This is a genomic window from Salmonella sp. SA15303, from assembly GCF_029962125.1.
Classification (GTDB): domain Bacteria; phylum Pseudomonadota; class Gammaproteobacteria; order Enterobacterales; family Enterobacteriaceae; genus Salmonella; species Salmonella enterica.
Genome location: NZ_CP123924.1, coordinates 3,583,189 through 3,603,847 on the forward strand (window position 1 = coordinate 3,583,189; position 20,659 = coordinate 3,603,847).

The following is a 20,659-nucleotide window of genomic DNA, read 5'->3' on the forward strand; positions in this document are numbered from 1 at the left end:
GTGTAGGCCGTACCGTAGGCGGGTTAAACGTAGTGCCATCCGGCATTGCCTGATGGCGGCTTCGCCTTATCAGGCCTACAGGCTACGATTTTTTATTCCTGTACAGCGCGTCCAGCTTCTCTTCGAACTGGTAGTAATTGATGCTTTCGTACAGCTCGTTGCGGGTCTGCATGATGTCGATCACGTTCTTTTGCGTCCCTTCCTGGCGCAGCACGGTATAGACTTTTTCTGCGGCGCGGTTCATGGCGCGAAACGCCGACAGCGGATAGAGCGCCATCGCCACGTGTGCGCTGCGCAACTCGTCGGTCGTAAACAGCGGCGTCGCGCCAAACTCAGTGATGTTGGCGAGGATCGGCACCTGCGCCACGTCGGCGAACTGGCGGTACATCGACAGTTCGGTGATCGCCTCCGGGAACAGCATGTCAGCCCCCGCGTCCACGTAAGCCTGCGCACGATCGAGAGCCGCCTCCAGCCCTTCCACCGCCAGCGCATCGGTACGCGCCATGATCACAAAGTTCGGATCGGTGCGCGCATCCACTGCCGCCCGAATTCGGTCTACCATCTCCTCTTTCGAGACGATCGCTTTGTTTGGACGGTGTCCACAGCGCTTAGCGCCAACCTGGTCTTCAATATGCAGCGCGGCGGCGCCCGCTTTGGCTATGGACTTTACCGTCCGCGCGACATTAAAGGCGGAGGAGCCAAAGCCAATATCCGCATCCACCAACAGCGGCAGCGGGCAAACATCCGTGATGCGACGGATATCGGTTAACACATCATCCAGCGTCGAAATCCCCAGGTCCGGCAGTCCGAGCGAGCCCGCCGCTACGCCGCCGCCAGAAAGATAGATAGCCTGATACCCGGCCCGTTGGGCCAACAGAGCATGGTTAGCATTGATCGCGCCGACAATTTGTAATGGATTCTCTTTAGCGAGCGCGGCGCGAAATGCCAGCCCCGGCGAATGTAAAGACATATCTCGTCCTCATGTTAGTAAATTGTTACTCAGGATGTATTCACCAAAGCAAAGGCTATGCCAGGCAAAGAGGCAGCGAGAAAATTAAATACAATAAGATTTAAAAACAGGTGATTACAGTCATTCCTGTTATGAATAAGCGCGATTAAGGGAAAAGAAAAACGTGTCAGCTAACGTTTCATGAAACGAATCGCTCCGTTTCATTGCAACATTTATGAAACACGTTTAAAACAAAAAATCGCCCCTTAAAGATGAACCTACTGCGATGACGACTGCCCACAGCGCTCCGCGCGATAATAGCGATAAACCGGTGATCTGGACGGTCTCCGTAACGCGTCTGTTCGAACTGTTTCGGGATATCAGCCTGGAATTCGATCATCTGGCGACCATCACGCCTATTCAACTCGGCTTTGAAAAGGCGGTGACCTACATTCGCAAAAAACTGGCGACCGAGCGCTGCGACGCGATTATCGCGGCGGGTTCGAACGGGGCCTATTTAAAAAGTCGCCTGTCAATACCGGTGATCCTCATCAAGCCCAGCGGATTCGATGTATTACAGGCGCTGGCGAAAGCGGGAAAGCTCACCTCGTCTATCGGTATCGTGACCTATCAGGAGACCATTCCGGCGTTACTTGCCTTTCAGAAAACGTTTCACCTCCGTCTTGAACAGCGAAGCTATGTCACCGAAGAGGACGCGCGCGGGCAAATTAACGAACTTAAGGCCAACGGTATTGAAGCCGTCGTCGGCGCGGGATTAATTACCGATCTGGCGGAAGAAGCGGGAATGACCGCCATCTTTATTTATTCCGCGGCGACCGTTCGTCAGGCTTTCCATGATGCGCTGGATATGACCCGTCTGACACGGCGACAGCGCGTGGATTACCCATCCGGCAAGGGATTACAAACCCGGTATGAACTGGGTGATATACGCGGCCAGTCGCCGCAAATGGAGCAGCTCCGCCAGACGATTACGCTCTATGCCCGCTCCCGTGCGGCAGTGCTGATTCAGGGGGAAACAGGGACCGGAAAAGAGCTGGCGGCGCAGGCGATTCACCAGACGTTTTTTCACCGCCAGCCTCACCGTCAGAATAAGCCATCCCCTCCCTTTGTCGCCGTCAATTGCGGCGCGATTACCGAGTCATTGCTGGAGGCGGAACTGTTTGGTTATGAAGAGGGCGCGTTTACCGGTTCACGACGAGGAGGCCGGGCGGGGCTGTTTGAAATCGCACACGGCGGCACGCTGTTTCTGGATGAAATCGGCGAAATGCCCTTGCCGTTACAAACCCGACTTTTGCGCGTACTGGAGGAAAAAGCCGTCACTCGCGTCGGCGGACACCAGCCGATCCCGGTGGATGTCCGGGTGATCAGCGCTACGCATTGCGATCTGGATCGGGAGATAATGCAAGGACGTTTTCGCCCCGATCTCTTTTATCGCCTGAGTATTCTGCGTCTGACGCTTCCTCCTTTGCGCGAGCGGCAGGCTGATATTTTGCCGCTGGCGGAAAGCTTTTTAAAACAGTCGCTGGCGGCGATGGAAATTCCGTTTACCGAATCGATACGTCATGGATTGACACAGTGTCAGCCGCTTTTGCTGGCCTGGCGCTGGCCCGGTAATATTCGCGAACTGCGTAATATGATGGAGCGCCTGGCGCTTTTTTTAAGCGTCGATCCCGCGCCAACGCTGGACAGGCAATTTATGCGGCAGTTATTACCTGAGCTTATGGTGAACACAGCAGAACTGACGCCTTCAACCGTGGATGCGAACGCGTTACAGGATGTACTGGCGCGCTTTAAGGGCGATAAGAGCGCCACGGCGCGTTATCTGGGGATTAGCCGCACCACTCTGTGGCGTCGTTTAAAAGCAGGTGCCAAAGACCAGTCGGATAATTAAGACAAATGACAGCGTCCTGAATGCCTGATGGCGCTACGTTTACTGCAGGCCGTCATCCGGCAAAACGGATGCCGGTTGCCAGGAATAAATATACCCGCCGGAAACCCAGGCGGGTATTTTTATGATGCAACGCTTTTATTTCTTTTTATAAATATCAGCCGTACCATGAATTTTATTTTCTGTCTGCCCGGACGTCAGCACCACCACATCCGCCCCTTTTTCATCCGCCTTTTTGATTAAATCTTCTCTGGCGTCCAGCGGCGACATTTCCCCGGTGGTGGAAATCGTGCCAATTTTCGTGTATTCGGAGGCGACTTTATCAAAGTCCGTTTTTTTCATGATTTCTGCGGCATAAACGTTTGTCACGACAAACGCTAATGCGCCAAGCATAACCTTGTAGCCAGTTTTCATAGCAAAACCCTCGTTTTATTATTACGCCATCATCGCTTTATCAGAACAAAAAGGCCGTTCGGACTGATTAAATAAGTAGTGTAGATTGCTGGAAAAATCCAGTCAGCCCCCGCTCAGTCGGCGTAACAACGCGGATTAAAACGCCCCTGCTTTGTGATCTCACTCGCAATCATCTGGTTTGACTATTAATAAGATGAACGTTATTTCTTGAGGCTATGGGAAGAGTTGTCTATGGAGCCATTTCATGCTGTTGTGCTTACCGTCAGTCTGTTTGTGTTAACCTTTTTTAATCCCGGCGCGAATCTGTTTGTGGTGGTGCAAACCAGCCTCGCATCAGGACGCCGGGCGGGAGTCATCACCGGCCTGGGCGTCGCCACGGGAGACGCCTTTTATTCCGGGCTGGGGCTTTTCGGTCTGGCGACGCTCATTACGCAATGCGAAGCGGTATTTTCTCTTATCAAAATTGTCGGCGGCGCCTATTTATTATGGTTCGCCTGGAACAGTATTCGCCACCAGGCGACGCCGCAAATGAGCACGCTCCAGACGCCAATTGCCGCCCCGTGGACAATTTTCTTTCGCCGGGGATTAATGACCGATTTATCCAATCCGCAAACCGTACTGTTTTTTATCAGTATTTTTTCCGTAACGCTTAGCGCAGAAACGCCCACATGGGCAAGATTAATGGCCTGGGCCGGAATTGTGCTGTCATCCGTTATCTGGCGTATTTTTCTCAGCCAGGCTTTTTCGCTTCCCGCAGTCCGCCGCGCTTATGGGCGTATACAGCGCATTGCCAGCCGTGTTATCGGCGCCATTATCGGGATGTTTGCGCTCAGACTTCTCTATGAAGGCGTGACGCACCGCTAATGTTTGCCCGGTAGCCTTTGCTACCGGACGATAAGCGTTATCAAAACGCCCATGACACGCTGCCTACAATGCTACGCTCGGCGCCAAAATAACAATAAGAGAGCGAATTACAGGCAGCGACATAGCGTTTGTCCGTCAGGTTATTTACGTTGAGCTGGGCGCTCAAGCCATTTAACCCAATGCTGGATAAATCATACCCAACCACCATGTCGACCAGTGTATAAGACGGCAACGTGTGGGTATTCAGGCGATCGCTGGTCACGCCGTTGACGTACCGGATACCGGAGCCCAAAGTCAGCCCCTCTAACAGACCGCTTTTCACATCGTAGCTTAGCCAGGCGCTGGCCTGGTTCCGTGGAGCATAAACCGCGCGCTTCCCCTGCTCTTGCGGGCTACTTTTCTTATAACGGATATCAGTATAGGTATACGCCGCCTGCAAACGGACGCTATCCGACAAATGACTAATGGCCTCCAGTTCAACCCCTTTAGACTCAATTTCACCAATCGAGCGGTACGGATCGGTAGGTTCTTCTTTGGTCGCGATATTGGTCTGGTTAATACGATACACGGCGGCGCTAAACTGGCTATTCCCCCCCGGCGGTTCGTATTTTACCCCCGCCTCCCACTGCTTGCCTTTCATCGGTTCCAGCACATTGCCGTTTTCGTCGGCGAAGCTGGTCGGCGTAAACGCGGTAGAATAACTGAGATAGGGGGCGACGCCATTGTCGAACAGATAAAGCAACGCGGCACGGGTGCTGACGTTGTTTTTATCGAGATCGCTGCGTGAATCATGAAGTTTGTCGATGTTAGACACGCTGACCCGATCGTAACGACCGCCCAACGTAAAGCGCCAGCGATCCCATGACATCTGATCCTGTAAATAGTATCCGGTCTGCCGCAGCTTATGTTGTTCACGGCTATACAACGTAATGTAGTCCGGTTGAGCGCCATAAACGGGGTTGAAAGCGTCAATCGGCGGAAACGCGCCATAATAGCCAGTGGTATGATTACTGCGATCCTGATAATCGATCCCCACCAGCAGACGATGATTAATCGCCCCGGTATCCACGCTGCCGTCGAGCTGATTATCCAGCGCGATAGCCGACATTTTCTCCCCGGAGCCGGAATAGCCGCGATTCAGCGCCGTTTCATTCAACCAACCTGCGGCATAGACCTGATTCAACGTCACTTTGGTATGCAAATAACGCAATTTTTGCCGTACCGACCAGCCGTTATCGAACAGATGCTCAATGTTATAACCCACCATATTTTCACGGCGATCGTATTTGTCGTAGTCATCTTCACCTTCAAAGAAAGTGTTAGAAATTTTTCCGCCGTTATAAGGTACAACCGTGCCTTGATAAGGCAGTCCGGAGTGGCTACCGCCTTCCGGATCACGGTGCAGATAGGCCATAAGATCAAGACGCGTCCGATCGGTAATTCTCCAGGTCAGGCTCGGCATCAGCGCAGAACGTTCCTCTTTCAAGGGGGTAAACTGCGAATCGGCGTAACGTGTCATGCCGCTAAGACGCGCCGCCACACGTTCATTGTCATCCAGTGGGCCGGTCACATCAAAAGCCGCCCCGCGCTGGTTGTTATTGCCGGCAAACAGCTTCACCTCTCCTCCGGCATCAAACGCCGGTTTTCGCGACGTCAGCGCGACAATGCCGCCTGGCGATGAACGTCCATACAGAACGGACGCCGGGCCGCGTACCACCTCGATATCTTCCAGAAACCAGGGGTCAACCACCAACGAACTGTGCGAATTGGTGTCGCCCATCATTTTTAACCCGTCGAGATAGACGTTATCCAGACTACCGTCCGAAAAACCACGCAATACGATGTAATCAAAGCGGTTAGAGGCGCCTATCTGGTTACTGTATACGCCTGGGGTGTAGCTGACCGCCTGACGCACGCTGGTTGCGCCCTGCTCTTCAAACTGCTGGCGGGTAATAATGGATACCGACTGCGGCGTTTCAATATCTGGTGTCGCCAGCTTGGTCGCGCCACTCTGAACGGGCGAGGTGACAATGACGGTATCATTTTTTGTGGTTTCCTGGGCAAAAAGAGGAAAAGTCGCGCCGCCGATAGCTCCGCCTATCAATAGCGCCATACGCGTTGTCGCAAACATGAACATCTCCAAAGGCATCTTTATTGTAAATAAGAATTATTACCTTTTAGAGATAACGGACCACTATGCGTAACGCCAGATTGCCTATGCGCAATGATAAAAAATCACCCAAAGCGGCAGAAAACCGGGTTAGCGGCGGATATTACCGTTCTGGCGGGGCGCGTTACGCACAGTGGCGGGACGCCGTCAGAGACGCGTCACGCAGCTCGCCGGGCGAGCAGCCATAACGCCGACGAAATGCCGTCGCAAAGTTAGTGGCATGTTGATAGCCTGACATCCAGGCGGCCTGCTGCACGCTGTATCCCTCCATCAGATAACGACGCGCGCGCGCCAGGCGGCAATCGCGCAGATAATCAAACACGGTACACCCATAGGCATGGCGAAACTTGCACCGCAGGCTACTTGGACTCATTGCCGCCCGACGCGCCAGTTCGTTCAGCGTGTAGGCTTTTTCCGGCGTCTGCTCCAGTAAACGCCGAATGAGCTCCAGCCGCTGATATTCACCGGTGACGGGAAGTCCGCGTTTTTGCGTTGCGGGCTGACATAGATTTAGCGCATAGCCCAGTAATTGCAGCATGATGCCTTCCAGCATTAACTGGCGTGACGCCGCATGAGGTCCGGGCTGCTGCGCATAACGTAGCCCCGAAAGCAGAAACTCCGGCACCTGCCAGACCCTCGCCGAGGCCGCGCTATTTTCCCACTCGTCTGCCAGCGAGACAGGCAAACGCTCCCGCCATCCGCCGTCCGGGTACATTCCCAGCGACAAGGTGCGCAATTTACTGTCTGCGCCGTGATGGGCGCGTATCGTCTGCTGCTCACTCAGTTGCGAGCAAAACGCCATCCCCGCGCTCAACAAAAAGGTCTGCTCATTGACAGCCAGCGCGACGTTACCTTCCAGCACCACCAGCATATACAGCGGACTGCTATGGCGAGAGGTGGTTTCATAAGGTTGTAACACGTGAACATCCGAGCGTGTAATGCAAATCCCGCCGGGAAGCGCTATCTCTTCGATATCGCCATGAAGTACGGGACTACTCTGCGTATACTGCGGTAACGCAGGGAAGCGGTAATCAATGCCATAACGCTCGCCAAACGCGATGAAGTCGCTGACGGAAAAGATCTTTTTCATCGCCGGGGCGGCGGAAGAGTGACAGGAGATCGGAGACATTATCAATACCGTTTATCTGCGTTATACCAGAGCGTTAGCCACTGTGTAACCATATCACTGCGGCCCGGGAACGACAATAAAGATGAGAATAATTATCAACCGCTATTGAGGGGAGAGATAAGGCGAGCAAAGGTGATCGATAAACGCCGATCTGTCGATAAAAACGCGCTTTCGCGAGAGACGAAAGCGCGTCCGGGGGATATCAGTCAGGAGCGAAATCCTGCGGAGGTCATGAGCAGTCTGAACAACATTCCGACGCCCGCCAGCAGAAGCACGCTGGCGCACCATATCGCGACCATCCATACGACTCGCCGCGACCATTTTTTCACTTTAACCATCAGTGATATCCCTCTCCATGTCGCACTTTTCCACGGAAGACGTAGTAGCTCCAGAAGGTATAAGCCAGGATAATCGGGATGATTATCAGCGCCCCAACCAGCATGAAGCTTTGACTTTGCGGTGGCGCGGCGGCGGCATACAGCGAAATATCCGGTGGAATAATATTCGGCCAAATACTGATGCCTAACCCGCTGAAACCCAGAAAAATCAGCCCTAGCGTGAGAATAAATGGACGCGCATGGGATTCTGGTTTTTTCACGCTGCGCCATAGCCAGATGCTAAAAGCCAACACCAGCACAGGCACCGGCAGGAAGTAGTATAAATTGGGCAGCGTGAACCAGCGCTCGGCGATGTCGTCGTGGGTGAGCGGCGTCCACACGCTGACGCCTCCCATCACCAACAACAAGACGATCAACAACGGGCGCGACAGCGCGCACATCCGGCTATGCAGCGGATCTTCGCTTTTCATAATCAGCCAGGTAGCGCCCAGCAGCGCGTAGGTGACAACCAGACCGACGCCGCAGAACAGATTAAACGGCGTCAGCCAGTCAAGCTGCGAACCGCTAAAGGTTCGCCCTTCCACCTGAAAACCGCTCACCACCGCGCCCACCACAACCCCCTGGGCAAAGGTCGCCAGGATTGACCCGACGATAAAGGATTTATCCCAGAACGCGCGATGCGACTCGGTGGCTTTAAAACGGAATTCAAAAGCGACGCCGCGAAAGATAAGACCAAGCAGCATAACCACCAGCGGGATAGTCAGCGCGTCGGTGATGACGGCATAAGCCAACGGAAACGCGCCAAAAAGCCCGGCCCCGCCCAGCACCAGCCAGGTTTCGTTCCCGTCCCATACCGGCGCGACCGAGTTCACCATAACATCGCGATCGTGTTTATCGCGAATAAACGGAAACAGGATACCGACGCCCAGATCGAACCCATCCATTACGATATACATCAGCGTGGCGAACACGATAATAGCAAACCAGATAACCGGAAGATCGATGGTCATTCGCGTTTCTCCTGCTCAAGCGATTCTCCCACGGCAGAGATAGGACGCGCGGGTCTGCCATCGGTTTCAGCGGTCGGTGTCTCCGCCGGCTGCGGCCCTTTCTGGATAAGGCGAATCATATAAATATAGCCAACCCCAAAGACCAGGGAATAGACCACAAAGAAGGCCAGCAAACTGATGCTCATCTGCAAGGTGCTGTGCGCGGAAACCGCATCACGCGTTCGCAGCAGGCCATAGACCACCCACGGCTGACGTCCTACTTCAGTCGTCACCCATCCGGCAAGGATGGCGATAAGCCCGGACGGCCCCATCCACAGCGCAAAGTGCATAAAGGGCCGCGAATGATACAGTCGGCGTCGGTAGCGTAGCCACAGGCTGGCCAGCCCCAGGAAGATCATCAGTACGCCCATGCCCACCATCAGACGGAAAGACCAGAACACCACGGTAGAGTTGGGGCGATCCTCTTTGGGATAATCTTTTAGCGCAGGCACCTGTTTGTCCAGGCTATGCGTCAGGATCAGACTGCCCAACGCCGGGATCTCAAGCGCATAGCGGGTCCGTTCCGCCTCCATATCCGGCCAGCCTACCAGCGTAAGCGGCGTTGGCTCGCCGGGCGTATTTTCCCAGTGCCCCTCAATCGCGGCGATTTTGACCGGCTGATGCTTCAGGGTGTTAAGGCCGTGCATATCGCCAATCAATGCCTGAACGGGCGCCACCACGACCGCCATCCATAACGCCATCGAGAACATACGGCGGATAGCCGGCGTATCGTTACCTTTCAGTAAATGCCAGGCAGCGGACGCGCCGACAAACATCGCGCTACTTAAAAACGCCGCAACGGACATATGCAACAGGCGATACGGGAACGACGGGTTGAAAATCACCGCGAACCAGTCCACCGGGACCACCTGACCGTTGTGAATTTCAAATCCCTGCGGGGTATGCATCCAGCTATTAGACGCCAGAATCCAGAACGTCGACATTAACGTGCCCAGCGCCACCATACAGGTAGACAAGAAATGCAGGCCCGGCCCGACTTTGTTCCAGCCAAAAAGCATCACGCCTAAGAATCCCGCTTCCAGGAAGAATGCGGTGAGCACTTCATAGGTTAATAAAGGCCCGGTGATACTGCCGGCGAACTGGGAGAAACCGCTCCAGTTCGTTCCGAACTGGTAAGCCATGACCAGACCGGAGACCACGCCCATCCCGAAGTTGACGGCAAAAATTTTGAGCCAGAACTGATAGAGCGAGCGCCAGACAGGATTACGCGTTTTTAGCCATAAACCTTCCAGTACCACCAGGTAACTGGCTAAGCCAATCGTAATCGCGGGGAAAATAATATGAAAAGAGACGGTAAAGGCAAACTGGAGTCTCGCTAAAAAGAATGCATCAAACTCCATGTTCCCTCCCGTTTATATATAGTCACTTCGTGTAAAATATTCACTGTTCGCAACCAGGTTGAAACGAAACGGTTATTTTCCCCAAACGTAAAAACGTCGGGGAATATCCAGATAAATTACGATTTTTTTTGCGGCTGGCTGTCAGGCTTATCGCCCGACTCTGGCGCTTCGGAGGGGTCGTCTTTTTCGACAGCGAAACGGTAGTATCTATTTAGCATAACATGTCTCCCTTAGTTACATTCACTTGGCAATATCTACCTGGCCGTTATAAAAATAACGGCAAAACAAAAAAACAGCGTCTTCAAGACTATTTGCAATTTCAGCAAAATACGCTTAGCTGAAAGTTAAGAATAGACGTAAAACGATAACCTTCAAGTCAACGCGGTTTACGGGACGGGGGATTAGTACAGGGAGAATGACCGCAACGCTCGCTGCGCGGCGGCCATTTTATATGGTCTATCAAAAAGATAACCGTTAAGGTCCATTCAAACCCGTTAGTTTGCCTTCCCCTCAATCAAGCCATTGATCGTAGAAAATACCGCCGGCGCGCTGGTCGCTTCCGCAAACTCGACATTAATATTTTGCCGACGCAGCATATCGAAGAATTTACGTTGCGCATCAAGAATAACCTGATCGCCTACGCGCATATTTTCTGCTTTAGTTTCAACCAGTAAATAAACGCTGTCGGCGTCCTGACGCTCAATACGGTACACAAAATCCGGCGTAGTAGAGCCCCCCGTATATTTGGGGATCTGAATGGCCCGCTTAGGCAGTTTGCCAAACACAGAAACCTGTTGCGGATAATCGTATTTTAATAGCGGCAATTCTGGATCGACGCTGTCATAACGCAACGGCGGTATTTGATAGAGAGAACGGGGATCGTCTATCGCATTCTCATCCACATTTTTCCCCACAATTTCAGCGCTAATCTCCTCTCTGAACTGCCGTGCCGTAGAATCAAATACCGACGTTGAAGCCTGAAAATCGAGAGGCAGATAATCGTGGCGCTGCGCAAAATGCGCATTAATCCGCGCCTGTAATGCGCGGGTCATATTGTCCAACGAGATCTCGCTTAAATAACGTGAATCTCCGTGCAAAACATCACGCAGCATCGCCATTAACACCGGGTGCAGGACGTTAACCGGCAGACTGGTGCGTAACGCCAGTTGCTTAAGAAAATGGCCATATTTCATGCCCGCCCTAAATTCGCTGGCGGCTAATTCGCCTTCCCGCTGCGCCACTTCAAAACGGCCATTATCTTCATTCGATACCAGCCGTTGTTGAACCTGGCTTGGCTTCTGGCGTATATACAGCGCCGGATCGCGCAGCACCTCGGCGGCAATCTGTTCCAGAGACGCGCCGCTACGCTCGAATTGCAGCATATAACGGCGGGAAAACTGCTCCCAGATACTGCTAAGTTGTTCCCAATTCTCTTTGCGTAACCTGACTCGCAGTCGGGAGGCGGGCTTATTGTCACGAATGCGATCCGCTCGCACCCGCGCCTGCGTCAGCTCAGGGTAGAACTCCAGTAGCCACGCAAAACCACTTTTGGTTTCCCCGTTAAGCGTGACGCTGGGTTTAAACTCATTACTCCGGTTGATCAGTTTTTTATCATCCAGATCTTCCAGCAAACGAAGCTCCGTAAACGCAGGATCGACTTTTTGCCGCTCGGTGACGATGAGTGTGATCATCGCCTCATCCAGTTTCTGCTCGTTAAGCTGAACTTTGCTGTCGCGATTAATCTCATCAACCAGCATGCTGGCAAACGCTTTTTCATCATAACCAATCAGAAACGACAGTCGGGACGGCCACTCTTCCTGATGAACGCGATGACCATTTTCATCTACCGGTAGCCGCAGGCCGCGCCCCACTTCCTGAATTTTGCTCGACTCGCTACCGGAAGAACGTAATTTAGCAATGACAAAAACATTCGGGTTATCCCAGCCTTCGCGAAGCGTCCATTTTGAAAACAGAAAGCGGCGCGTTTCCCAGTTGCCGTGATGGTCTGAAAAACTGAGCAACTTCTCTTTATTTTTCAGAATATCATCTACCTCAGCCTGGATCGCCTCATCGCCGCTTCCGCGGTCTTCGCCAAAGTAACCAGCGTGGACGTTTTGGTTATCCGAGTGCAGGCTGGCGAGCGTGGCCTGCAGAAACGACAGATACTCCACTTCTCGCGGCAGGGTCTTGCGCTGATAATCGTCAATCAGTTGCGTCAGTTTCTTTTTCAGCAAACGCTCAAAAGTGACTTTCAACCAGCCTTCGTCATCACGATAGCTTTTAATACTGTCAATAAAGAAAAGGCTTAAGGTCTTAATACGCGGGGCATTATTTTCTGGCTCATTGCTGCGTAAGAAATTTGCCTGCTCAGTGTCAAAATGCTTATCGATAGCGTCCTGAATAATCAGTTCCTGGTAGCTCGCGCCAAAGGTTCCTGGCACCAGCGCCATCCCTGCCTCCAGCTCCAGATCGTTCGACAACATTTTACTGCCGGCATATTCGATACTGCCTTCAAATCCTGCATCGACATCGGCGAGATTTTCGCCCACGCCAACCTCGGCAATTTTGCTCCCCCGTCGGAGGATTAATTTCTTTGCCGTGACGCTGTCAACGATATAACGATTGTTGGCCTGTTCTTCGGGGAGATTCGGGTAATAAATATCAATACCTTTCACCAAACCATCGTTAAAACTGTCCACCGCGTTGAGATCAAACTGCGGTTGCCGGCGATAGTAATCTTTACGTACACATTTATTTTTACCCTTACCTTCGACAATATCCGGGAAGGTAGCGCCAAAGCGGACGATCATTTGCGGCTGAATGGCCTGAATCGCTCGATAAAATTTGTTATCTCGCGCAAAACGATGCGGTTCATCAATAATGACCACCGGTCGCGTCATTTGCAGCCCTTTAACAGGCGACGTCAGCCCGCCCAGTAGCGTTTGATCGTAATCGTCTCGCGTCATACTGGCGGAATTGAGCATTTGCGCATTGATCAGCAAAACCTGAATCGTATGGCTATCACGACGGCTGGCATCAGTAAAACTTAATAGCTGGGCCGGAAAATTTTTACGCCCCGACTTTACTTTAAAATCACCGGCGTTGATGGTGCAAAGTTCCATCCGCGTATTTTCGTAGAACTGTGAAAAATGCTGTCTGGCGTAATCGCTGGTGATAAAGTTCCGCGCGCCTTCTTTAATGGCTGGCGTCGGCACCACCAGCACAAATTTGAAGAGGCCATACTTCTGATGCAGTTCATACATCAACCGGGTATAGACATAGGTTTTGCCCGTCCCGGTCTCCATTTTAACGTCAATATTGGCCTTATCGTCGTAACGTTCCTTAATCAGCGGATTAGCATAGTGATTATGATCGGCCTGCGCGTGATCGATACCGGTGAAACTCGCCAGAATCGCCGCTAACGCCTGTTCCTGATGGGGAAGTTCTTCCAGTAAAATATTCATCATCATCCCCTCTTAATAACGCTTCACCAGGTTCACTTTTTGATCAAGCTGTTTTAAGCCGATTTCCAGTTCACGAATGGATTCAAGGTCGAAAGAGTAGCCGTAAATGACAATGGTCTGAACCGGAAGCTGGTGCGTACCAATGTGGTTGAGAAGATCGCGGGTCTGCTCTGTTCCCCATCGTTCATCAATCAGATACAGGCGCGTATTATCAACATACCTGGCGCAATAGCCGGAAAAATCAATGGTCTGTACGTCAATATCCATTTTATAACCATCGGCGACCAGCCATGTCGTTAATAAGGTCTCTTCGCCGCTTGCGCCGCCCGGCACGCCCAATCCTCTGGCGGAAAAAGGATTGATCATGTCGGTAAATCCTGACTCGGTGAAAGCGGCCAGTTGACCGCTGGTATTGATAAAATGGCCGGTAGCAATATCGAAGCTATCCAGATCGTCCAGCGTCTGCTGTGTCGGAGTGGCAAAACGATAATGTTTAAAACCGAGATCGCTATTGGTCGCGGGATTGTTGGCGCGGATCTTCGCCGCAACGCGTGTAATTCGCTCGCGGCTGATTTCATCAATAGTGTTATAACCTGCTTTTTTCGCGATAGTGTTATTGCTTAATGCCTGATCGATAGTACACAGAATAAACGTGCGCTGCCCCCCATCTTCTTCATTCAGCGCCATCACCGCATGGGCCGTGGTGCCGGAACCGGCAAAAAAGTCCAGAACGACGCCGTCTTTATCGATAGCGAGCTTGATGATTTTCTTCAATAATGCGGTCGGTTTCGGCGTATCAAAAACGTTGTCGCCGAAGAGATCCAGAATCTCCTTTTTCCCCTCTTTATTCGACGCTACGTTATCCCAGTAATTGGTCGTTGGCTGCCCTTTACTGTGGTGCGCGTACATGACTCTCTGGGGAATACCGCCGTTATCTTTGCCAAAATAGACCAGATTATCGGCCACCAGTTTTTGGTAACTGGCTTCAGGATAAGCCCATAGTCTTTCGTGTACCGTACCGTTCGGCGTGGTAATTTTATAGGTATAGCCGCCGCCGCTCAGCCCTTTTGACACCGTTAACGGCACCGGTCGCCATTTCCCTTCTGGAAACTGTTCGGTCGGTTCTTTATAGGATTTCTGAATATACTCTTTAGAAAGCGGTTCTAAACGTAAAGCGCCCTGACCGGTTTTGGCGTAAACAAGAATGTATTCCCCCTGGATGGAAACGTTATCAGAGTCGTTAGAAATCTCTTTTTTGCGCTTCCACATCACATTGGTGACAAATCCGCCTTCGCCAAAAATCTCATCCATCATTAATTTAAGATTGGCGTACTCATTATCGTCGATAGAGATAAAAATAAATCCGGTATCTTTCAGGAGCTTCCTGGCCAGGAAAAGACGCGGATACATGAAAGATAACCACGCGGAGTGCGTCGATTTACCCTGAATGGATTTTAAACGTGCCAGTTCAGTATCATTAAGACCAAACATATCCTGCAACGCCCGATCGCTATATTCAAAATGATCGGGATAGACAAACCCGTCCGATCCGGTGTTATAAGGGGGATCGATATAGATCATATCGACGGTATCGGCGTAATTATTTTGCAGATGGCGTAACACATCCAGATTATCTCCGGTCAGAAAAAGATTATGGCTGTTTTTATTTTCTGCCAGAGTATTGTGTTCCACGTCAGGAACGATAACGGTAACGGATTTTTCACCCGCCTGTTTTTTTGCGTAATCTTTACCAATAAAATCAATCTGATAACCGCTAGTCAGCTCATCAATATTACGCGCTTTCAGCGCGCGCTCAAATTTGGCGAGATCAAATCCGCCTTTCGCGATCAGTTCGCCCTGCTCGTTATAGCGATCGGCGATAAAAAATTCCGGTAATGCACGTTGTAACTCAGACAGAAAGGCGCTATTCGGGGCAACAGACTCGTTGTGTTTTTGGTTATCTTTCAACATGATATCTTCGCTCCGTTGACAATTTTAAGGTCCAACAATCAATTTCTTATAAAGAAAAAAGTAAGCGATGATTGTAATGGTCACGAAAGGCAGATGCCATCATTAACCTTTGTTGTTCGTTGAAAGGGCGTAAAAACCACAGGAGGAAGGAGCGCTCCCGGCGACAGTATGCGCCAGGAGCGTAGTGTTTACGTGCGATGACCGATGGCCGACTCCGGGAGGGCGTCGCTATCTGTACCGGAGATGACGACTCCCCGGGTCTCGCGACCAAATGCCACAAATACACAGATTAAAATAGCCACCGCGCCAGCCACGATCGCCATTGCCAACCCGTAATTGCCACCATGCGTTTCCGCGATGCGGGCCTGTAACGTCGCATTAACCGACGCCAGTAAATTACCGAGTTGGTAAACAAACCCTGGCAGCACGGCGCGCGCATTCGCCGGAACCAGCTCGTTCAGCCAGGTCGGCACGACACCCCAGGCGCCCTGCACCATAAACTGCATCAGGAACGCGCCCAGACCAATCGTGAATGATCCGCTGGAAAATGCCCATAGCGGGAGTACCGGAAGCGCAAGAAAGGCGGCGATCATGATCGCTTTTTTACGCCCAATACGTTCCGATAGCGTACCGTAGAAAATACCGCCGAGCATGGCGGCAATGTTATAAAAAATTGCAATGATACTGATCAGATGCGGATCAAAACCATGCTGCATCTTCAGGAAGGTAGGATAGAGATCCTGCGTGCCGTGACTGAAAAAGTTAAAGAACGCCATGACCAGCACCAGATACAGACACAACTTCCACTGTTTGCGCAGAACAGGAAGCAGCGCGGTATTCTCTTTACGCGCTCTGGCCGCCAGCCAGACGGGGGATTCCGGCACTTTAAACCAGATATAAGGCAGCAAGACAACAGGCAGGGCGCCAATCAGGAACATACCGCGCCAGCCAACCATACTGTAGAAGAGGCCAAAAATAACCGAGGCGAACAGATAGCCGCAGGGATAGCCCGCCTGAAAAATGCCCGACATCAGGCCACGCGAACGATCGGGAATGGTTTCCATCGCCAGTGATGACGCGACGCCCCATATCCCGCCCATCGCCACGCCGTACATGACCCGAAAAATCAGAAATGCCATGAAGGTGGGCGACCAGGCGGAAAGCAGTTCAAACACCGTAAAGAACAGAATATTGAGCATCAGTATCGGTCGACGTCCGTACTTTTCCGCCATTCGGCCAAACAGCAGCGCGCCAATGGGACGTACCGCCAGGGTCAGCATAATCGCAATGGAAACGTCCGATACGGAAGCGTGAAACCATTCGGCGAGATCGCTAAGTACAAAGACAAGGATAAAGAAATCAAACGCATCCAGCATCCAACTGGTAAAGCTGGCAAACGCCACATGTCGTTGTGTCGTCGTCCAGTTCAGGGGGGTGTACATAGGTAGTGTCCTGCATCAAAAAATAACATCAAGCTTTGAAGCGGCGAAACGCTGGAGCGCTCCCGTCGTCAAAGCGACGTAACAAGGTAGCGTTGCGCTACTTATTTGTTATCTTTTTGTATATAGCAGGTAAAATGTTAGCAAAAATAGACAAATCATTACATATTATTAACAAAGCTTACTGGCACATGATTTGTCACATTTTTTATGGGGATTATCTCATGCAAAGGAAAGCGAAGCGTGGCTAGCGTATCGCGACCGGCCTGTCGCCAGACCGATCGCCATTGACGATTACCTCTCGCGCGGCGGGAAACCGGCCTTTTGCAGGGCGGCGGCAATCTGCTCCGCGGATAGCGACGTTTCAACGTCAACCAGACGCGTCGCCGGGTCGGTTCTCACCGTCGCATTAGCATCGAGAGTCAGAATCGTCTTTTTTACCGTACTGGCGCAGCCGCCGCAGGTCATGTCATCAATATGGAACTGCATAGTGAACTCCTTTTGTGTGGGAACTGTTGCCAGTCTGGGCCTTGCCAGTGTTGGAAGGTCAAGCGTAATCTCAGGACTTACAGACGCTTTGCCAGTCCATGACGACGAGGACGGCGCAACACCGCTCCGGTACGCGCCTCCGGCTCGCTATCGTCAGGTTGTCCAAGCGTATGCAGAATGGGGCAATCTGGCAGCGCGTCGCCGGCGCAGCAGTGAATCAGCGCTTTGAGGGTTTGCGCCATGTGCTGCATGTTCTGGATACGTCTGTCCAGTTCATCAATGTGCGTCTGCGCCAGGCGTTTGACGTCAGCGCTTTGCCGCGACTGGTTATTCCAAAGATTCAGTAAGTCGCTGATTTCAGCAACTGAAAAACCGAGGTCGCGCGCGCGGCGTATAAAATGCAATTGATTAACATCAGCCTGGGTATAGGCCCGATAGCCGGAATCCGTCCGACTTGCCGCGGGAATCAGACCAATCTGTTCATAGTAGCGAATCATTTTGGCCGAGACTTTCGATGCTTTAGCTGCTTTACCGATGTTCATGACGCTCCTCCTCATGTCGTGGATGTGTCGGATGGGGTTGCCATCGGCGCCCGGAAACGGCGCAGCCGCAAAGCGTTGCCCAGCACGAACACGCTCGACATCGCCATCGCCCCTGCGGCGAATACCGGGGACAATAATATGCCCCAGACCGGAAATAGCGCGCCTGCCGCGACAGGAATCAGCGCCGTATTGTAAGCAAAGGCCCAGAACAGATTCTGGTGGATATTGCGGATGGTCGCTTTAGACAGCGCGATAGCATTCGGCACGCCTTGCAGGTTGCCGGACATTAGTACGACGTCGGCGGATTCCACCGCCACATCGGTGCCGGTGCCAATCGCCAGCCCCACGTCGGACTCCGCCAGCGCTGGCGCATCGTTGATGCCATCGCCGACAAACGCCACCTGCCCATACGCCGCTTTCAGGCGCCGTATCGCCTCGACTTTCCCTTCTGGCAATACCTCGGCGACCACGTCATCAATCCCTAACTGTCTGGCGATAGCCTGTGCCGTGCGGGCATTATCGCCAGTGATCATGGCGACCTTAATGCCGAGCTGATGTAAAGCGTTAATTGCGGCGGGCGTACTGGGTTTGATCGGATCGGCCACGGCGATAATCGCCGCCAGTTGACCGTCAATAGCCGCATAGAGCGGCGATTTCCCTTCCTGCCCTAACCGTTCGGCGGTGGTGGCGAAGCCGCTAATATCCACGCCAATTTCGCGCATATAGCGATCAGCCCCCACGTCAACACGCGTACCGGCAACGGTAGCGTATACGCCCATCCCGGTCACCGATTCGAAGCCGTTCATGCCTGGTAGCGCGATCCCTTCCTCTTCTGCCGACACGACAATCGCACGGGCAATCGGATGCTCTGAACGCGATTCTACCGCCGCGACTTTCGCCAGCACCTCACGGCGTTCAAAGCCCCCTGCCACGTCGAGATCGGTCAGTACCGGGCGGCCTTCGGTAAGCGTCCCGGTTTTGTCTACGGCCACCACCTTAGCGTCTTTGAGTAGCTGTAACGCCTCCCCCTTACGGAACAGCACGCCCATTTCCGCCCCACGACCGGTTCCCACCATAATGGAGGTCGGCGTCGCCAGGCCCATCGCGCAAGGACAGGCGATAATCAGAACCGCAACGCCATTGATCAGAGCGAAAGTCAGCGCTGGCGACGGCCCAAACGCCAGCCATACCACAAAGGTCAGCGCAGCAATAAGCATCACCATCGGGACAAACCACAGTGTCACTTTATCCACGACGGCCTGAATCGGCAGTTTTGAACCCTGCGCCTGTTCCACCAGACGAATGATTTGCGCCAGCATGGTCTGTCCGCCGACGGCGGTCGCCCGCAACGTGAGCGCGCCTTTTTGGTTTACGGTACCGCCCACCACCGCACTTCCTGCGGATTTCTCTACCGGTATCGGTTCGCCGGTAATCATCGACTCGTCAACGAAGCTGCGGCCTTCGGTCACTTCGCCGTCAACCGGTATCCGCTCGCCTGGCCGAACCTCCATACAGTCTCCCAGCACAACCTCGTCGACAGGGATATCCACGATGCGGCCCTCGCGTAACACATGCGCGACCCGCGCCTGTAGCCCCACCAGACGTTTAATCGCTTCGGAAGTCCGCCCCTTCGCCCTTGCCTCCAGAAAGCGCCCCAGCAGAATAAGCGCGACAATCACTGCGGCGGCCTCGTAATAGACGTTTACCGTCCCTTCAGGCAACAGGTCGGGCGTAAAGGTCGCCACCAGCGAGTAGCCGAATGCCGCTGCGGTTCCCACGGCGACCAGCGAGTTCATGTCCGGCGCCAGACGCGCCAGCGCCGGGAACCCTTTAAGGTAAAAACGGCGACCGGGGATCGTCAGCACCAACAGGGTCAGTGCAAATTGCCAGTACCAGCTTTGTTGCAGGCCAATCGTTTTTATCACCCACTCGTGCATACCAGGAATAAGGTGCGAACCCATTTCAAGCACAAAAACGGGGAGCGCCAGCACGCTGGCGAGAATCAGATCGCGCTTCAGCCTGACGCGCTCGGCCTCTTTTTTCTCTTCAGAGTCGTCTTCTCCCTGCCCCGCCGTCTCTACCGGTCGCGCCTCATACCCCGTTTTTTCAATCGCCGCGATCACCGCCTCCGCCGACGCCGTCCCGCGAACGGTGGCGCGCTCCGTCGCCAGATTCACCGTAGCGTCCGTTACGCCAGGCACAGCCTTAATACCTTTTTCAACGCGAGCGACGCACGACGCGCAGGTCATACCTTCAATAAGCAAGCTTATCGTGTCGTGACGATTTTCTGACTGACTCATGACGACTTCCCCATCCTGACTATTCGGTATCAGAAAGCCTAAAGCTTGCCATTGTGGGAAGGTCAAGCGTATTCAGGCTGCACGGTTCGGCGAGAATGTGAGATGGCTCATAAAAGAGGATGATGCGAGACATTTACGCCACGATGCCGACCCACGCCCCGAAAAAACCCGTCAGGAACGCTTGACCTTTCCTTCGTTGTAACGCCTAGCCTTTGCCAAAAATTCTGCGGCAGCGTTGCGGAATGGCCGACACGCTGCGGTAAAGAGGGAA

16 protein-coding genes and 1 pseudogene are annotated in these 20,659 nt (G+C 52.8%); 2 read left to right on the forward strand and 15 right to left on the reverse strand.

What is annotated here, in order from left to right; translation table 11 throughout:
• Window positions 1-82: 82 nt before the first annotated feature.
• Complete coding sequence (gene prpB / locus QEN31_RS17640; RefSeq protein WP_001577356.1) at window positions 83-970, reverse strand: methylisocitrate lyase; 888 nt, start codon at window positions 968-970, stop codon at window positions 83-85.
• Between the two features lie 265 nt (window positions 971-1,235).
• Between prpB and prpR the strand changes: the two genes are divergently transcribed.
• A complete protein-coding gene (gene prpR / locus QEN31_RS17645; protein ID WP_020839545.1) occupies window positions 1,236-2,861 on the forward strand; it encodes a propionate catabolism operon regulatory protein PrpR in 1,626 nt (541 codons plus the stop codon).
• 135 nt (window positions 2,862-2,996) lie between these two features.
• On the opposite strand, the gene yahO is transcribed toward prpR, so the two are convergent.
• Window positions 2,997-3,272, reverse strand: coding sequence for a DUF1471 family periplasmic protein YahO (gene yahO / locus QEN31_RS17650; protein WP_000848026.1), 276 nt, complete (start codon window positions 3,270-3,272; stop codon window positions 2,997-2,999).
• Between the two features lie 231 nt (window positions 3,273-3,503).
• Between yahO and QEN31_RS17655 the strand changes: the two genes are divergently transcribed.
• On the forward strand, window positions 3,504-4,136 hold the full coding sequence (locus QEN31_RS17655) for a LysE family transporter (protein ID WP_000433131.1): 633 nt from the start codon (window positions 3,504-3,506) through the stop codon (window positions 4,134-4,136).
• A gap of 40 nt (window positions 4,137-4,176) precedes the next feature.
• On the opposite strand, the gene foxA is transcribed toward QEN31_RS17655, so the two are convergent.
• The 13 genes and pseudogenes from foxA to golT form a co-directional block, all read right to left on the reverse strand.
• Entirely contained in the window at window positions 4,177-6,285 is a 2,109-nt protein-coding gene (foxA, locus tag QEN31_RS17660; protein WP_099949702.1) for a ferrioxamine B receptor FoxA, read from the reverse strand.
• A gap of 145 nt (window positions 6,286-6,430) precedes the next feature.
• Window positions 6,431-7,435 (reverse strand): ferrioxamine uptake transcriptional regulator FoxR, encoded by a 1,005-nt coding sequence (gene foxR, locus QEN31_RS17665; RefSeq protein ID WP_000074601.1) that lies wholly within the window; start codon window positions 7,433-7,435, stop codon window positions 6,431-6,433.
• Between the two features lie 95 nt (window positions 7,436-7,530).
• A pseudogene (locus QEN31_RS17670) lies at window positions 7,531-7,723 on the reverse strand (hypothetical protein).
• Entirely contained in the window at window positions 7,642-7,827 is a 186-nt protein-coding gene (locus QEN31_RS17675) for a DUF2474 domain-containing protein (RefSeq protein ID WP_305954967.1), read from the reverse strand. Before QEN31_RS17675 ends, QEN31_RS17670 begins: the two are co-directional and overlap by 82 nt.
• Window positions 7,773-8,783 (reverse strand): cytochrome d ubiquinol oxidase subunit II, encoded by a 1,011-nt coding sequence (gene cydB, locus QEN31_RS17680; protein ID WP_000151045.1) that lies wholly within the window; start codon window positions 8,781-8,783, stop codon window positions 7,773-7,775. The genes QEN31_RS17675 and cydB overlap by 55 nt, the downstream gene beginning before the upstream one ends.
• Entirely contained in the window at window positions 8,780-10,183 is a 1,404-nt protein-coding gene (locus tag QEN31_RS17685; protein ID WP_000393711.1) for a cytochrome ubiquinol oxidase subunit I, read from the reverse strand. The genes cydB and QEN31_RS17685 overlap by 4 nt, the downstream gene beginning before the upstream one ends.
• 116 nt (window positions 10,184-10,299) lie before the next feature.
• On the reverse strand, window positions 10,300-10,401 hold the full coding sequence (gene ssaA, locus QEN31_RS17690) for a small effector SsaA (RefSeq protein ID WP_000934834.1): 102 nt from the start codon (window positions 10,399-10,401) through the stop codon (window positions 10,300-10,302).
• A 276-nt stretch (window positions 10,402-10,677) separates the two neighbouring features.
• Window positions 10,678-13,650 carry a type III restriction-modification system endonuclease gene (locus tag QEN31_RS17695; RefSeq protein ID WP_012219085.1) on the reverse strand — a complete coding sequence of 991 codons (2,973 nt, stop codon included), beginning with the start codon at window positions 13,648-13,650 and terminating at the stop codon, window positions 10,678-10,680.
• Between the two features lie 9 nt (window positions 13,651-13,659).
• The gene (locus tag QEN31_RS17700) at window positions 13,660-15,618 is read right to left on the reverse strand and encodes a site-specific DNA-methyltransferase (RefSeq protein ID WP_000910349.1); all 1,959 of its coding nucleotides are present in this window, start codon (window positions 15,616-15,618) and stop codon (window positions 13,660-13,662) included.
• A gap of 188 nt (window positions 15,619-15,806) precedes the next feature.
• Window positions 15,807-17,060 (reverse strand): MFS transporter, encoded by a 1,254-nt coding sequence (locus QEN31_RS17705; protein ID WP_000288502.1) that lies wholly within the window; start codon window positions 17,058-17,060, stop codon window positions 15,807-15,809.
• A 291-nt stretch (window positions 17,061-17,351) separates the two neighbouring features.
• A complete protein-coding gene (gene golB, locus QEN31_RS17710; RefSeq protein ID WP_001159470.1) occupies window positions 17,352-17,546 on the reverse strand; it encodes a gold resistance metallochaperone GolB in 195 nt (64 codons plus the stop codon).
• Window positions 17,547-17,623: 77 nt separating this feature from the next.
• Window positions 17,624-18,088: an Au(I) sensor transcriptional regulator GolS gene (gene golS / locus QEN31_RS17715; protein ID WP_001020583.1), complete on the reverse strand. Its 465-nt coding sequence runs from the start codon at window positions 18,086-18,088 to the stop codon at window positions 17,624-17,626.
• Window positions 18,089-18,099: 11 nt separating this feature from the next.
• Window positions 18,100-20,388 (reverse strand): gold/copper-translocating P-type ATPase GolT, encoded by a 2,289-nt coding sequence (gene golT, locus QEN31_RS17720; RefSeq protein WP_000083306.1) that lies wholly within the window; start codon window positions 20,386-20,388, stop codon window positions 18,100-18,102.
• Window positions 20,389-20,659 lie beyond the last annotated feature (271 nt).

What these genes read in the sequence shown, in the direction of transcription:
- prpB (WP_001577356.1), bottom strand. Translation starts at nt 970, where the DNA reads ATGTCTTTACATTCGCCGGGGCTGGCATTTCGCGCCGCGCTCGCTAAA.
- prpR (WP_020839545.1), top strand. Translation starts at nt 1,236, where the DNA reads ATGACGACTGCCCACAGCGCTCCGCGCGATAATAGCGATAAACCGGTG.
- yahO (WP_000848026.1), bottom strand. Translation starts at nt 3,272, where the DNA reads ATGAAAACTGGCTACAAGGTTATGCTTGGCGCATTAGCGTTTGTCGTG.
- QEN31_RS17655 (WP_000433131.1), top strand. Translation starts at nt 3,504, where the DNA reads ATGGAGCCATTTCATGCTGTTGTGCTTACCGTCAGTCTGTTTGTGTTA.
- foxA (WP_099949702.1), bottom strand. Translation starts at nt 6,285, where the DNA reads ATGCCTTTGGAGATGTTCATGTTTGCGACAACGCGTATGGCGCTATTG.
- foxR (WP_000074601.1), bottom strand. Translation starts at nt 7,435, where the DNA reads ATGTCTCCGATCTCCTGTCACTCTTCCGCCGCCCCGGCGATGAAAAAG.
- cydB (WP_000151045.1), bottom strand. Translation starts at nt 8,783, where the DNA reads ATGACCATCGATCTTCCGGTTATCTGGTTTGCTATTATCGTGTTCGCC.
- QEN31_RS17685 (WP_000393711.1), bottom strand. Translation starts at nt 10,183, where the DNA reads ATGGAGTTTGATGCATTCTTTTTAGCGAGACTCCAGTTTGCCTTTACC.
- ssaA (WP_000934834.1), bottom strand. Translation starts at nt 10,401, where the DNA reads ATGCTAAATAGATACTACCGTTTCGCTGTCGAAAAAGACGACCCCTCC.
- QEN31_RS17695 (WP_012219085.1), bottom strand. Translation starts at nt 13,650, where the DNA reads ATGATGAATATTTTACTGGAAGAACTTCCCCATCAGGAACAGGCGTTA.
- QEN31_RS17700 (WP_000910349.1), bottom strand. Translation starts at nt 15,618, where the DNA reads ATGTTGAAAGATAACCAAAAACACAACGAGTCTGTTGCCCCGAATAGC.
- QEN31_RS17705 (WP_000288502.1), bottom strand. Translation starts at nt 17,060, where the DNA reads ATGTACACCCCCCTGAACTGGACGACGACACAACGACATGTGGCGTTT.
- golB (WP_001159470.1), bottom strand. Translation starts at nt 17,546, where the DNA reads ATGCAGTTCCATATTGATGACATGACCTGCGGCGGCTGCGCCAGTACG.
- golS (WP_001020583.1), bottom strand. Translation starts at nt 18,088, where the DNA reads ATGAACATCGGTAAAGCAGCTAAAGCATCGAAAGTCTCGGCCAAAATG.
- golT (WP_000083306.1), bottom strand. Translation starts at nt 20,388, where the DNA reads ATGAGTCAGTCAGAAAATCGTCACGACACGATAAGCTTGCTTATTGAA.